This window comes from Streptomyces sp. NBC_00670 (genome assembly GCF_036226765.1).
In the GTDB taxonomy this organism is placed as follows: Bacteria; Actinomycetota; Actinomycetes; order Streptomycetales; family Streptomycetaceae; genus Streptomyces.
On record NZ_CP109017.1, the window covers coordinates 4,648,426 to 4,662,792 of the forward strand.

General features: G+C 72.5%; 12 protein-coding genes. 6 read left to right on the forward strand and 6 right to left on the reverse strand.

The features are described from left to right. Positions 1 to 198: 198 nt before the first annotated feature. A complete protein-coding gene (locus tag OIE12_RS20740; RefSeq protein ID WP_329137464.1) occupies positions 199 to 693 on the reverse strand; it encodes a MarR family winged helix-turn-helix transcriptional regulator in 495 nt (164 codons plus the stop codon). 152 nt (positions 694 to 845) lie between these two features. Here OIE12_RS20740 and OIE12_RS20745 point away from each other — a divergent pair, with 152 nt between their 5' ends. From OIE12_RS20745 to OIE12_RS20755, 3 genes are all read left to right on the forward strand, one after another. Then, positions 846 to 1,598 carry an SDR family oxidoreductase gene (locus tag OIE12_RS20745; RefSeq protein WP_329137466.1) on the forward strand — a complete coding sequence of 251 codons (753 nt, stop codon included), beginning with the start codon at positions 846 to 848 and terminating at the stop codon, positions 1,596 to 1,598. Next, the gene (locus OIE12_RS20750; protein WP_329137468.1) at positions 1,595 to 2,455 is read left to right on the forward strand and encodes an MBL fold metallo-hydrolase; all 861 of its coding nucleotides are present in this window, start codon (positions 1,595 to 1,597) and stop codon (positions 2,453 to 2,455) included. The genes OIE12_RS20745 and OIE12_RS20750 overlap by 4 nt, the downstream gene beginning before the upstream one ends. 232 nt (positions 2,456 to 2,687) lie before the next feature. Next, on the forward strand, positions 2,688 to 4,715 hold the full coding sequence (locus OIE12_RS20755; protein WP_329137470.1) for a thioredoxin domain-containing protein: 2,028 nt from the start codon (positions 2,688 to 2,690) through the stop codon (positions 4,713 to 4,715). Positions 4,716 to 4,736: 21 nt separating this feature from the next. On the opposite strand, the gene OIE12_RS20760 is transcribed toward OIE12_RS20755, so the two are convergent. Continuing rightward, entirely contained in the window at positions 4,737 to 5,477 is a 741-nt protein-coding gene (locus OIE12_RS20760; protein ID WP_329137471.1) for a Mut7-C RNAse domain-containing protein, read from the reverse strand. Positions 5,478 to 5,676: 199 nt separating this feature from the next. Further along, on the reverse strand, positions 5,677 to 6,393 hold the full coding sequence (gene trhA, locus OIE12_RS20765; protein WP_329137473.1) for a PAQR family membrane homeostasis protein TrhA: 717 nt from the start codon (positions 6,391 to 6,393) through the stop codon (positions 5,677 to 5,679). Positions 6,394 to 6,778: 385 nt separating this feature from the next. Here trhA and OIE12_RS20770 point away from each other — a divergent pair, with 385 nt between their 5' ends. Further along, positions 6,779 to 8,623: a phosphoenolpyruvate carboxykinase (GTP) gene (locus tag OIE12_RS20770; protein ID WP_329137474.1), complete on the forward strand. Its 1,845-nt coding sequence runs from the start codon at positions 6,779 to 6,781 to the stop codon at positions 8,621 to 8,623. A gap of 208 nt (positions 8,624 to 8,831) precedes the next feature. Here the strand turns inward: OIE12_RS20770 and OIE12_RS20775 are convergent, their stop codons facing one another. Then, positions 8,832 to 9,287: an SCO4983 family protein gene (locus OIE12_RS20775; protein ID WP_329137476.1), complete on the reverse strand. Its 456-nt coding sequence runs from the start codon at positions 9,285 to 9,287 to the stop codon at positions 8,832 to 8,834. Positions 9,288 to 9,420: 133 nt separating this feature from the next. Then, positions 9,421 to 10,632 (reverse strand): pyridoxal phosphate-dependent aminotransferase, encoded by a 1,212-nt coding sequence (locus OIE12_RS20780; RefSeq protein ID WP_329137478.1) that lies wholly within the window; start codon positions 10,630 to 10,632, stop codon positions 9,421 to 9,423. Positions 10,633 to 10,793: 161 nt separating this feature from the next. Between OIE12_RS20780 and OIE12_RS20785 the strand changes: the two genes are divergently transcribed. Continuing rightward, complete coding sequence (locus OIE12_RS20785) at positions 10,794 to 11,600, forward strand: hypothetical protein (protein ID WP_329137480.1); 807 nt, start codon at positions 10,794 to 10,796, stop codon at positions 11,598 to 11,600. Positions 11,601 to 11,740: 140 nt separating this feature from the next. Beyond that, the gene (locus OIE12_RS20790; RefSeq protein ID WP_329137482.1) at positions 11,741 to 12,646 is read left to right on the forward strand and encodes a S1 family peptidase; all 906 of its coding nucleotides are present in this window, start codon (positions 11,741 to 11,743) and stop codon (positions 12,644 to 12,646) included. 34 nt (positions 12,647 to 12,680) lie between these two features. Here the strand turns inward: OIE12_RS20790 and OIE12_RS20795 are convergent, their stop codons facing one another. Then, positions 12,681 to 14,330, reverse strand: coding sequence for an N-acyl-D-amino-acid deacylase family protein (locus tag OIE12_RS20795; RefSeq protein ID WP_329137484.1), 1,650 nt, complete (start codon positions 14,328 to 14,330; stop codon positions 12,681 to 12,683). Between the last annotated feature and the right edge of the window lie 37 nt (positions 14,331 to 14,367).

Consider the following 14,367-nt stretch of genomic DNA (forward strand, 5'->3'; position numbering starts at 1 on the left):
GTCGCACCGGCCATCCGCCACCAGTGTCCTTGGCGGACGGCGGGTGCGACAGGGGGCGTGGGGGTGGGAGGTGGGGCGCCTCATGGCTCGGGGGTGCGTGTCGTCGGGCGGCTGCGGGTGGGTGGTTGGTTGCGCGCGCAGTCCCCCGCGCCCCTCTTCCTGAGGGCCGGGGTCCAGGACACGGCTGTGCTCGGGCTGTCAGGCGGGCTCATGCCCGTGTGCCCCAAGGGTTTTCTCCAGGAGGGCGTGGAGCTGCCGACGCTCGTCGGCGTCCAGTCCTGCCAGCAGTTCGGCCTGGGCCTGGTCCGCGTGGGACTGGATCTCGTCGAGGTAGTGCAGGCCCGCCCGGTTCACAGTGACGACATTGCGGCGTCGGTCCTCCGGGTCGGCGCGACGGTCGACATGGCCCCCGGACTCGAGGCGCTTCACGATGCCGCTGACGTCGTTGCGGTCCAGGCCGAGCCGCCTGCCGAGATCGGCCTGGCTGAGCGGGCCGTACTCCTCCAGGGCGGCCAGGACGGCGAAGTCGGCGCGTGCGGTCAGCGGCATGTGCCGCACCGTCATGCGCGCTCCGACCGTGGACACCTTGTTGGCCTGCCAGCTGGTGAGTGCCCGCAGTCGTGCCGGCGCCTGGAGGTCGTCCTCCGCCTCGCCCGTCCCTCCAGTGCTGCTCATGTCCTGAGCGCTGCTCATGTTCTCACTATAACCGTTGGGATGGCCCACGGATTCGTGTTACGTTGGCCTGGCCAACGTTGGCTTTCCCAACGCAGCGTGCGGTCCGCCGTCGGTCCAGTCCTGCCGATCCGGCCTCACCGAGTCCGAAGCCCTGCCAAGGAGGCAGTTCCATGTCCGACCACACTTCGCTCCCCGACCTCTCCGAACGGCGCGTCCTGATCCCCGGCGGTACCGGCGGAGTGGGGGAGGGCGCGGTGCGCGCCTACCTCGCCGCCGGCGCCCAGGTCGTGGTGCCCACACGCAGCCAGGAGCGCGCGGAGGAGTTCAGTGCCCTGCTCGGCGAGGCGGCGACCGGGCGTCTGCACCTGTTCGAGTTCGACTACACGACCTTCGCGGGCGCCGAGACGCTCGTCGCGACCATGGCCGAACGCCTCGGCGGCGTGGACGACGTCGTCGCCCCGATCGGCGGCTGGTGGCACGGCAAGCAGTTGTGGGAGATCGACGAGACGGACTGGCGGTCCGCCTTCGTGGACCTGGCGACCGCGCACATGGCCGTGCTGCGCGCCGCCCTGCCCCGGATGACGGACCAGGGCGCGTACTCGGTGGTCGTGGGCCAGTCCGCCCGCTTCCCGGTCCCCGGCAGCGGGCTGGTGAGCATGGAACAGACCACGCTCCTGATGATGCAGCAGGTGCTCGCCGCCGAACTGCAGGGCGCCAAGCGGGTGTTCCTGCTCGAACTCGGCCCCGTGGCCACCCGCTTCGTCGAAACCCCAGACCCTGCCCAGGTGACATCCGCGCAGATCGGCGCCGTCGCCGTCGCCGCCTCCGCCTCGACGCAACCCGGCCGCCAGGTGCAGTTGCACGACTCGGCTCAGGCCGAGGCCGCCCTTGTCTCCTTCGGGACTCTCGGAGCCACCGCGTGAACGCCATCGGTCCGACCTACGAGGTCCTGGTCTCCGAGACCGTCCCGCTCGCCCTTCCGGATCTCCTGCCGGACGGGGGCGCCCGCACCTGGGCGCCGGTCTCCACGACGCTCATCCTCGGCCGCGACGAGGCGGTTCTCGTCGACCCACCGCTCACCGCCGCCCAGGCGGACGTCGTCGCGGAGCGGGTGCGGGCCGGCGGCAGGAAGCTGACCTACATCTTCTCCACCCACGCGCACGGCGACCACTGGTTCAGCGCTGCGAGCATCGCCGAACGGTTCCCCGGCGCCCAGGTGGTGGCAACGGCGTCCACCATCGAGCAGATGCACCGCGCCGCCCGGACGCGCGCGGGATTCTGGGACCGCATCCTGCCCGGACAGATCCCGGACTCGCCCGTCACCGCCACCGCCGTCGAGGAACTCGGCAACCGGATCCTCCTCGAAGGGCACGAGCTGCGTGTCATCGAGGTCGGGCACAGCGACACCGACGACACCAGCGTGCTGCACGTCCCCGACCTCGGCCTCGTCGTCGCCGGTGACGTCGTCTACGACGGGGTCCACCAGTACCTCGTCGAATCCCGTGACGGAGGCCTCGACGCATGGCGTCACGCCATCGACGCGGTCGAGGCACTGGGCGCGCGCGACCTCGTCGCAGGCCACAAGAACCGGGACCACGACGACAACGCCGAGCGACAGATCCTCGGGACCCGTCGCTACCTCGACGACGCCGAGGAACTGCTCAAGGCGGAGCCGACGGCGCGGGGCTTCTACGAGGCCATGGCCCAGCGGTATCCGGACCACCTCAACCGCAGCAGCCTCTGGGGCAGCGGCCAGGCCCTGTACGCAGGCCACAGCTGAGACCGCGCGCGGAAGGCGCAGGAAGCAGGAAGGACGACGGATGGGCAGGCCCCGATCAGGAGCCCAAGGCTCGGCATGCCGGGCAAGCCCGCTGACGGCCGGACGTCGGCAGCGGGGCGACGCCCCGGGTCCTCACGGGGCCCCGAGACCGACCGTGACGGGGAAAGGTGCGGCGGCCTTCGCCGTGCCGGGCTGCGCCGGTCGCGCTGGGCGTCGTGAGAGGCTGGAGCGTATGAACCGGTTGGCTGGTACGACCTCGCCTTATCTGCTTCAGCACGCCGACAATCCGGTCGACTGGTGGCCGTGGGGACCCGAGGCGTTCGCGGAGGCGGAGCGGCGCGATGTACCCGTCCTGCTGTCGGTCGGATACTCCGCGTGCCACTGGTGCCACGTCATGGCGCACGAGTCCTTCGAGGACGAGGCCACCGCCGCGTACATGAACGAGCACTTCGTGTCCGTCAAGGTCGACCGCGAGGAGCGCCCGGACGTCGACGCCGTGTACATGGAGGCCGTCCAGGCCGCCACCGGGCACGGCGGCTGGCCGATGACCGTCTTCCTCACCCCGGACGCCGAGCCGTTCTACTTCGGCACGTACTTCCCGCCCGCCCCCCGGCACGGCTCGCCCTCCTTCCGGCAGATCCTGCAGGGCGTGCACCAGGCGTGGACGGAGCGGCGGGAGGAGGTCGCCGACGTCGCCGGGAAGATCACCCGGGACCTCGCCGGCCGCGAACTGGCGTACGGCACCGCGCAGGTCCCCGGCGAGCAGGAACTGGCGCAGGCGCTGCTCGGGCTCACCCGCGAGTACGACGCGCGGCGCGGCGGCTTCGGCGGGGCGCCGAAGTTCCCGCCGTCGATGGTGCTGGAGTTCCTGCTGCGCCACCATGCCCGCACCGGCTCCGAGGGCGCGTTGCAGATGGCCGCGGACACCTGCGAGCGGATGGCCCGCGGCGGCCTCTACGACCAGCTCGGCGGCGGCTTCGCCCGCTACTCCGTCGACCGCGACTGGGTGGTGCCGCACTTCGAGAAGATGCTCTACGACAACGCCCTGCTGTGCCGCGTCTACGCGCACCTGTGGCGGGCCACCGGCTCCGGCCTCGCCCGGCGGGTCGCGCTGGAGACCGCCGACTTCATGGTCCGTGAACTGGGCACCGCCGAGGGCGGGTTCGCCTCCGCGCTCGACGCCGACAGCGACGACGGCACGGGCAGGCACGTCGAGGGCGCGTACTACGTGTGGACGCCCGCGCGGCTCGCCGAGGTCCTCGGCGAGGAGGACGCCGAACTCGCCGCCCGGCACTTCGGCGTCACGGACGAGGGCACCTTCGAGCACGGGCAGTCCGTGCTCCAACTCCCGCAGACCGACGGCGTCTTCGACGCGGACCGCATCGCCTCCGTCTGCGCCCGGCTGCTCGCCGCGCGGTCCGCGCGCCCCGCCCCCGGCCGCGACGACAAGGTGGTCGCCGCCTGGAACGGGCTCGCGATCGCCGCGCTCGCCGAGACCGGCGCCTACTTCGACCGCCCCGACCTGGTCGACGCCGCGCTCCGCGCCGCCGACCTCCTCGTCCGGCTGCACCTGGACGAGCACGGCCGGCTGGTCCGTACGTCCAAGGACGGGCGCGCCGGGGCGCACGCGGGCGTACTGGAGGACTACGCGGACGTCGCCGAGGGCTTCCTCGCGCTGGCGCACGTCACCGGCGAGGGCGTCTGGCTGGAGTTCGCCGGGCTGCTCCTCGGCCATGTGCGCACCCGGTTCACCGGCGAGGAGGGCACGCTGTACGACACGGCGGCCGACGCCGAGCGGCTGATCCGCCGGCCGCAGGACCCCACGGACAACGCCACCCCCTCCGGTTGGACCGCCGCCGCGGGCGCCCTGCTGTCGTACGCCGCGCACACCGGCTCCGACGCCCACCGCACCGCCGCGGAGCAGGCGCTCGGCGTGGTCCGCACGCTCGCCCCGCGCGCCCCCCGCTTCATCGGCTGGGGCCTCGCGGTCGCCGAGGCGCTGCTCGACGGCCCGCGCGAGGTGGCGGTCGTCGGCCCGTCCCTCGACGACGAGGGGACGAAGGCCCTGCACCGTACGGCACTCCTCGCCACGGCCCCGGGCGCGGTCGTCGCCGCCGGACCCGAGAACGGCGACGAGTTCCCCCTCCTCGCCGACCGCCCCCTCCAGCAAGGAGCCCCGACCGCCTACGTCTGCCGGGGCTTCGTCTGCGACGCCCCCACGACCGACGTCGACCGCCTGCGCACGGCACTGGGCGGCTGACCGCAGGAGCGGGGCCGGCCCCTAATGGGTCCGGTCCGCCGGGCGGGTGTCGGCCAGGGCGCGTTCCACGATGGCCTCCAACTGGTCGTGGTGCGCGCCCTTCCAGTACGCCCGCCCGCACTCCCGGCACTGCGCGAACACGTCGTACGTGCGTCGCGTGCCGCCCTCGAGCTGTGCGGCGACCTCCTCCTTGGTGGCCGCGCGGAGCAGCCCGTTGCAGGCGGTGCACCGGGTCCACGGGTGCGGCTCGGGCGCGAAGCGGTCGAGGACCTCGTGCACTTGCTCGTCGGGGCGGGTGCTGTAGACGAACGCGCCCGCCCACAGCTCCCTGCGGCGCAGCAGCCCCCGGTCGCGGCTGAGCAGCACACGCCGTTCGGCGGCGGAACGGGCGGCGAGCGCGGGATCGCCGATGTCGAGCGACTCGTACGCCGTGTCGACGCCGAGCAGCCGCAGCCGGCGCGCGAGGGTGCCCAGGTGGACGTCGAGCAGGAAGCGCAAGGGGGCGCCCGGAACGCGCTGGGGGCGCGTGACGGGCCGTACGGCGACCGACTCGCCGGCGGCGGGGACGTGCGAGGCCGGGACCTCGCGGCCGTTCACCACCAGTGCGCCGACCTCGGTGAGGGGCACGCCGAGCGACTCGACGACATGCCCGAGCGTGGAGACGCCGTCGGTGACGGCCGTACTCGCGCCGCCGCGCCGGGCGGCGGGGACGAAAAGGTGCAGCTCGGGGGCGAACTCGATGTGGATCTCCGGTCCGGTCACCCGGCCAGGATGCCACGGCACCGGGGGAACGGCGCCGGGGTTTTCCGGCGGACGGCGGGCGGCGGGCGGCGGGCGGCGGGCGCGGAGCGCGACCGGCGGAGTGCGCGGCCGGTGGCCGGGCTGCTCGTCCGCACGCACGACAGGGCCACGGCGTGCAGCCGTGGCCCTGTCGTGCGCGGTTGTGCCGGGTGCGGCCGGTCTACGCGTGCTGGTACGCCACCAGCGAGATCCCCACGTAGTGCACGGCGAACGCCGCGAGCGTGAACGAGTGGAAGACCTCGTGGAAGCCGAACCAGCGCGGTGACGGGTTGGGGCGCTTGATGCCGTAGACCACGCCGCCCGCGCTGTAGAGCACGCCGCCCACGACGACCAGGACCAGGACGGCGATGCCGCCGGTGCGCAGGAAGTCGGGCAGGTAGAACACGGCCGCCCAGCCCATCGCCAGGTAGCACGGGGTGTACAGCCAGCGCGGGGCGCCGACCCAGAACACCCGGAAGACGATGCCGGCCGCGGCCGCCGCCCAGATGCCCCACAGCAGCCACTGCCCCTGCGCCTCCGGCAGGAGCAGCATGGTCAGCGGCGTGTAGGTGCCTGCGATGATCAGGAAGATGTTGGCGTGGTCCAGGCGGCGCAGTACGCCGTCCATGCGCGGACTCCAGTTGCCCCGGTGGTACAGCGCGCTCACGCCGAACAGCAGGCAGGCGGTCAGCACGTAGATCCCGCAGGCGATCCGGCCCCGTGGGGAGTCGGCGAGCGCGGTCAGGATCAGGCCGGCGACGAGGACGGTCGGGAACATGCCGAGATGCAGCCAGCCGCGGAGCCTCGGCTTGGCCGGATGGGGAAGGGAGAGCGCCACGGGACCACGGCCGGCGGCGGCCGGCGTATCCGTGGGCGCGTCGGGGACGGGCGCAGTCATGCGGGGCATCGTACCTACGGAACCGTAAGTTACGCGTCAGTTCGCTTTTCGGCCGGACGAAATCCGGACGGCCACCACTGCGGCGCGCGGTCACCCCTGCGGGCGCGGGCCGGCCCGGCGGCACGACAACCACTCGCACACATGCTCCCACAGGTGTGCGCCCCCCTTTTCGCGGAACCCATCCCGGACAAGAAGAAACCCGCTCTCGAGTGGCATTGCTCACGCCGCTCAGTTGTGCGGCCCTCTGGACATATGCGCAGCAGAGTCGGATGATCAAATGAGTGCGGTCGGCACCGGATGAGCGCCGAGGGATCGACGCCGTGACGCATCCGGGTCGCAGCCCCCACGGGGCCTCCAACACAAAACCCCTCATCTAGGAGCAATCGTGGCGCGCGACATCGCGGCTCCCACCACCGTTCCCCCCACCGCCCCCACCCGCCATCAGGAACTGATCTCGTGGGTCGACGAGATCGCCGAACTGACGCAGCCGGACAACGTGGTCTGGTGCGACGGCTCCGAGGCCGAGTACGAGCGCCTGTGCGGGGAGCTCGTCGCCAAGGGCACGTTCACCAGGCTCGACCCGATCAAGCGTCCGAACTCCTACTACGCCGCCTCCGACCCCTCGGACGTGGCGCGCGTCGAGGACCGTACGTTCATCTGCTCCGCGAAGGAGGAGGACGCGGGCCCGACCAACCACTGGAAGGACCCCGCCGAGATGCGGGAGATCTTCCGGGGGCGCGACGGCAAGGGGGGCGTGTTCCGCGGCTCCATGCGCGGGCGCACGATGTACGTCGTCCCGTTCTGCATGGGCCCGCTGGGCTCCCCGCTCTCCGCGCTCGGCGTCGAGATCACGGACTCGGCGTACGTCGCCGTCTCCATGCGCACCATGACCCGCATGGGACAGCCGGTCCTGGACGAACTCGGCGAGGACGGCTTCTTCGTCAAGGCCGTGCACACGGTCGGCGCCCCGCTGGCCGAGGGCGAGAAGGACGTTCCCTGGCCCTGCAACAGCACCAAGTACATCTCGCACTTCCCCGAGGACCGCGAGATCTGGTCCTACGGCTCCGGCTACGGCGGCAACGCGCTGCTCGGCAAGAAGTGCTACGCCCTGCGCATCGCCTCCGTCATGGCCCGCGACGAGGGCTGGCTCGCCGAGCACATGCTGGTGCTGAAGCTGACCCCGCCCACCGGGCAGCCCAAGTACGTCGCCGCCGCGTTCCCCTCGGCCTGCGGCAAGACCAACCTCGCCATGCTGGAGCCGACGATCTCCGGCTGGACGGTGGAAACGATCGGCGACGACATCGCCTGGATGCGGTTCGGCGAGGACGGCCGGCTGTACGCCATCAACCCGGAGGCCGGCTTCTTCGGCGTCGCCCCCGGCACCGGCGAGCACACCAACGCCAACGCGATGAAGACGCTGTGGGGCAACTCCGTCTTCACCAACGTGGCGCTCACGGACGACGGCGACGTGTGGTGGGAGGGGATGACGGAGGAGACCCCGGCCCACCTCACGGACTGGAAGGGCAACGACTGGACCCCCGAGTCCGGTGCGCCCGCCGCGCACCCCAACGCCCGCTTCACCACGCCCGCCGCGCAGTGCCCGATCATCGCGCCCGAGTGGGAGGACCCCCGGGGCGTGCCGATCTCGGCGATCCTCTTCGGCGGCCGCCGGGCCAGTGCCGTACCGCTGGTGACGGAGTCCTTCGACTGGAACCACGGCGTCTTCCTCGGCGCCAACGTGGCCTCCGAGAAGACCGCCGCCGCCGAGGGCAAGGTCGGCGAACTGCGCCGCGACCCGTTCGCCATGCTGCCGTTCTGCGGCTACAACATGGGCGACTACATGGGCCACTGGATCGAGGTCGGCGCCGACAAGGACCAGGCGAAGCTCCCGAAGATCTACTACGTCAACTGGTTCCGCAAGGACGACGAGGGACGGTTCGTCTGGCCCGGGTTCGGCGAGAACGGGCGCGTGCTCAAGTGGATCGTCGAGCGTCTTGAGGGCAAGGCCGACGGCGTCGAGACGCCCATCGGCATCCTGCCGACGAAGGAGTCCCTGGACACCGCCGGGCTCGACCTCTCCGAGGCCGACCTGGAGTTCCTGCTCACGGTCGACAAGGAGGCATGGCGCGAGGAGGCGGCGCTGGTGCCGGAGCATCTGAACACGTTCGGCGAGCACACGCCGCGGGAGCTGTGGGACCAGTACCGGGCGCTGGTGCGGCGCCTGGGCTGAGCCCGGCAGCCGGAGAGACGTCCGCGGCGGGCCGGCCGCGCTCCTCGTCGGCCGGCGCCCGCCACGGCGAAACGGCCCCGCACAATGGCGTGCGGGGCCGCGGGCTTTGGGGGTGGATGCCGGGGGGGGTGCCGTGAGGCACCCGGTCCGCGCGCCGCTGCGGGGGCGCGCGGACCGGGGCCGCTCTTCTCCGGAAGGCGGACCCGCGTCAGTGGGACGCGAGCTGCCGGGGTTCGGTGACGGCCGGTGCCGTCCTGGCCGCGTGCGCGTGGGCGTCCATCTGCTCGGCGGAGAGGATCGCGGCGGCCGTGTCCGCGCGGGAGGCGGCGACGACCAGTGCGCGGCCGGCGAGTGCGTGGGCGCGGCGGTGCAGGGCGGTGGTGCGGGCGTGGGTGTCCTGTGCGCCGCCGGGCGCCGGCGCGGGCACCGTGGCGCGGGCCGGCGGGCCGCCGCGCAGCCGCCCCACCTGCGTGGCGAGCCGCTCGGCGGACTCGTCCAGCGCGGGGGAGGGGGCGAGGGTGCGGAGTTCGTCGGTCACCGCGAGCAGCGCGGCGAGGTGACCGGCGAGCTGGATGTCCAACTCCTCCTCCCGGGAACGGTGGGGGAAGTCGGAGGGGACGCCGGCCATCGTGTGGACCGACTTGGTGCGGATCGGTTCGTACATGGGGGATGGCCTCCTGTGCCTGCGAGATGCCATCCTAGCTTAGATTGGTTCTAAAGTTGAGCGGATGGGGGAAGTGGCTGGTGGGTGGGGGTGAGGGGGGCGAAAAACCTTCCCGCGGTACCCCACCCCCGCCTCACACCTGCCCGTAGCCGTCCAGGAAGTGGCCGATGCGGGTGATCGCCGATGTCAGGTCGGCGACCGTGGGGAGGGTCACCACGCGGAAGTGGTCCGGGTCGGGCCAGTTGAAGCCCGTGCCGTGGACCACCATGATCTTCTCGCGGCGCAGCAGTTCGAGGACCATCCGCCGGTCGTCCTTGATCTTGAAGACCTTGGGGTCGAGGCGCGGGAACAGATACAGCGCCCCCTTCGGCTTGACGCACGTCACGCCGGGAATCTGCGTCAGCAGCTCGTGCGCGACGTCCCGCTGCTCCTTCAGCCGCCCGCCCGGCAGCACCAGGTCCTGGATCGTCTGCCGCCCGCTCAGCGCGGCGACCACCCCGTGCTGCCCCGGCATGTTCGCGCACAACCGCATGTTCGCCAGGATCGTCAGACCCTCGATGTACGAGTCGGCGTGGGCGCGCGGGCCCGAGATCGCCATCCAGCCCACCCGGTACCCCGCCACCCGGTACGCCTTCGACATCCCGTTGAACGTCAGCGTCAGCAGGTCCGGCGCGACCGACGCGGTCGGCGTGTGCGTGGCCCCGTCGTAGAGGATCTTGTCGTAGATCTCGTCCGAGCAGACCAGCAGGTTGTGCCGGCGCGCGATGTCGGTGAGCCCCTTGAGCACCGACGGGTCGTACACCGCGCCGGTCGGGTTGTTGGGGTTGATGATGACGATCGCCTTGGTGCGGTCGCTGACCTTGCGCTCGATGTCGGCGAGGTCCGGCATCCAGTCGGACTGCTCGTCGCACCGGTAGTGCACCGCCGTCCCGCCGGACAGCGACACCGCCGCCGTCCACAGCGGGTAGTCGGGGGAGGGGACGAGGACCTCGTCGCCGTCGTCCAGCAGTGCCTGCATCGCCATGACGATCAGCTCGGAGACGCCGTTGCCGATGAAGACGTGCTCGACGTCCGTCTCGATGCCGAGGGTCTGGTTGTGCATGACGACCGCCCGGCGCGCGGCCAGCAGGCCCTTGGCGTCGCCGTAGCCGTGCGCCGTGGAGACGTTGCGCAGGACGTCCTCGAGGATCTCCTGCGGGCACTCGAAGCCGAAGGCGGCCGGGTTGCCGGTGTTCAGCTTGAGGATGCGGTGACCCGCCGCTTCCAGCCGCATCGCCTCCTCGAGAACCGGGCCCCGGATCTCGTAGCCGACGTTGGCGAGCTTCGTGGACTGGATCACCTGCATGTCCGTGAGCTTACGGCCGTGCCCGCGGGTGCGCGTCGTGTTTCCCACCACATGGGTCCCGTACGGAACCCGTACGGCGCTGACCCGCTTTGCTCCGTATGTTCCCCGCCCTTGCCCCACCCCTGCCCCAACCGCCCCACGCGCCCCTAGAATGCGCCCTCGTGTCATGGCAGCAACAGCCCGAGGGCGGGGCGTACGGCGAGAACACCGGGAACACCGGGGCCACAGGAGACGGCGCGGCGGACGCCCGCCCCGTCGGCGACGCGCGGCAACACGGCGACGCGTCCGCGGTTCACCCGAACGTGTACCACCCGTATGCCGAGGCGACGACGCCCGAGTACGACCGGTACGCGGACCCGGCCGCCGCCCACGGCTGGCAGAACTCCTACGACGAGACCCGCGAACTGCCCGCGATCACCGCCACCACGCACCCCGGCGCGGACCCGGACCCGAGCCCGGACCAGCCCTCCCCGCGCCGCCCCCGTACCGCCCGGCGCGCGGCCCTTGCCGTCGGGGCGCTCGGCGCGGCCGGTGTCGCCGTCCTGCTGGCCGGGGGCTTCGGCTCCGGGTCCTCCGGGACGCCGGGCGGCGGAGAGGAGCCGGCGCGGCCGAGGACCGCGGCCACGGACGCGGCCGACTCCGTCACCCCGGCCTCCAGCGACCCCGCCTCCGGCAGCCCCTCCGGCACGGCCGATTCGTCCGCCGACGCCCGCCCGTCCGCCACCGCCCCAACCTCCCGGGCCGCCTCCCCGACACCGGGCGGGGCGGACGCGGACGACGGCTCCGCGCCCGGCGGCTCCGCCACCCGCTCCGCCGCACCCGCCCCCACCACCCGTTCCGCCTCCCCCTCGCCCTCCGCCACCCCCAGCCCGACCAGGTCGAACCCCTACGGCGGCGGGCACGGCAACGGCGGCGGCTGGGGCGGGGGAGGCTGGGGCGGCGGAAGTGGCGGCTGGGGAGGCCACTGAGTCCACCGTCCCGCGAGGACGCGGCCGAAAACCGCCCCTTGCCCCCGCACGCCACCCCTCTGACAATGCGCATGACAACTCAACGAACGGCGGCCGGAAGATCTTCGGCCGCCGTGTCATGTCCGAAGAGGGGACCCCACATGAGAAAGCCTCTCGTCACCGCGCTCCTCGCCCTGGTCATCGCCGGGGCCGGCGCGGCCCCCACGGCGGCGGCCACCCAGCGCACCACGCCCACCGCAGCCCACGCCCCCACGACAGCCCACGCCCCCACGACAGCCCACGCCCCCGCGACAGCCACCGCCCCCACCCTCCGGGCCGTCGACTACGCCGGCACCGTCGCCCTCAGCAACTGCTCCGGCTCCGTCGTCCGGCTCCCCGCTTCCGCCGACACCGACCCGGCGCTCGTGCTGACCAACGGGCACTGCCTGGAGACCGGCTTCCCCGAGCCCGGCGAGGTGATCGTCGACCAGTCCTCCAGCCGCTCGTTCGGCCTGCTCAACTCCGCCGGGACCCGCGTCGCCACCCTCCGCGCGAGCAAGGTCGCGTACTCGACGATGACCGACACCGACGTCACGCTCTACCAGCTCACCCGGACGTACGCGCAGATCAAGAGCTCGTACGGCATCAGCGCGCTCACCCTCAACGACACCCACCCCGTGGCCGGCACCGCGATCAAGGTCGTCTCCGGGTACTGGAAGCGCATCTACACCTGCGCGATCGACGGCTTCGCCTACCGGCTGAAGGAGGGCGACTGGACCTGGAAGGACTCCGTCCGCTACACCTCCGCCTGCGACACCATCGGCGGCACCTCCGGCTCGCCCGTCGTCGACACCGCCACCGGCAAGGTCGTCGCCGTCAACAACACGGGCAACGAGGACGGGGAGCGCTGCACGGAGAACAACCCCTGCGAGGTCGACGAGAACGGCACCGTCACCGTCCGCGAGGGCATCAACTACGCCGAGGAGACGTACGGCATCCCGGCCTGCTTCGGCGCCGGGAACAAGCTGAACCTCAACGCGAGCGGGTGCACCCTGCCCAAGCCCTGAGCCGTATGCAAGAAGCACACAAGGGGCGGGCGGTTCACGCCGGAGTGCGGCGCACCGCCCGCCCCGCCAGTACGTCCGTGCGCCGCCCGTCCTCGATGACGAAGCGGCCGTCGATCAGTACGTACGGAATCCCCGTCGGCAGCCGGCGCGGCTCGGCGAACGTGGCGCCGGGCGCGACCGTCGCCGGGTCGAAGAGCACCAGGTCGGCCCGGTACCCCTCGCGCACGAGCCCCCGGTCCGGCAGCCGCAGCCGGGCCGCCGCGCGCCCGGTGAGATGGGCGACGCACTCCTCCAGGGACAGCACCCCCAACTCCCGTACGTACCGGCCGAGATACTGCGGGAAGGTGCCGTAGGCGCGCGGGTGCGGCTTGCTGCCCTGGAGGATGCCGTCGGAGCCGCCGGTGTGTGCCGGGTGGCGCATGATCGTACGGACGTTCTCCTCGTTGCCGACGTGCTGGAGGATCGTCGTGCCGAGCCGGTCCTCGGTCAGCAGCCGGCGCGCGGTCGTCCAGGGCGTCTCGCCGCGCGCCCGGGCGGACTGAAGGACCGTACGGCCGACGTACTCGCCGAGCGCGGGGTTGGACACGCCGGAGATCTCGATGGTCTCCCACTCCATCGGCACCCCGTGGCAGCCGTCCGAGCCGACGACCTCCAGATGGTGGCGGATCCGCTCGGCGCTGTCGTCGTCCGCGAGCCGCTTCAGCAGCGCCTCGGGGCCGCCCTCGCCCGCCCAGCTGGGCAGCTGTGCGGCGAGCGTGGTGCAGCCGGGGGTGTAGGGATAGGTGTCCAGGGTGATGTCGGCGCCGCCGGCCAGCGCCTCGTCGAGCAGGGCCAGCAGCTCGGGCGCCCGGTCCCGGTTGACGCCGAAGTTCATGGTGGCGTGGGTGAGGTGCAGCGGGCAGCCGGCCTCGCGGGTGAGGGCGACCATCTCCTCGTACGCCTCCAGCGCGCCCGCCCCGTAGGACCGGTGGTGCGGGCAGTAGTAGCCGCCGTAGGACGCCACCACCCGGCACAGCTCGGCCAGTTCGGCGCCGTCCGCGTACATGCCGGGCGTGTAGGTCAGCCCGGAGGAGAGGCCGACGGCACCCTGCTCCATGCCCTCCGCGACCAGTCGCCGCATCCGGTCCAGCTCGGCGGGCGTGGCCGGGCGGTCCTCCCAGCCGACGGCGAGGGCGCGGACCGTGCCCTGCGGGATGAGATAGGCGGCGTTGACGGCGATGCCCTGCCCGTCGAAGCCGTGGTCGAGCCGGTCGAGGAACCCGCCGACCGAGCGCCAGGAGAAGTCGATGTCGTCGCCGATCCCGTTCCAGCCGGAGATCGCCCGGCGGACCTCGGCCAGCGTGCGGTCGTCGACCGGCGCGTACGACAGCCCGTCCTGCCCGATGACCTCGAGGGTCACTCCCTGCGCGGCCTTGGCGCTGTGGTCGGGGTCGCGCAGCAGGGCGAGATCGCTGTGCGCGTGCATGTCGATGAAGCCGGGCGCGAGGACGAGGCCCTCGGCGTCCAGCTCCCGCCGGGCGCGCGGGCGCTGGCAGCCCGCCGCCCACGCCTCCTTGACGATCGAGACGATCCTGCCGTCCTCGATCGCCACGTCGGCGCGGTAGGAGGGCGCACCGGTGCCGTCCACGACCTCCGCGTCCCGCAGGACGAGGTCGGCACGGTCGGTGGGGTCGACGGGGTCCATGGCGAGTACCGGCCTCTCTGGAAGAACGGCGGGAGGA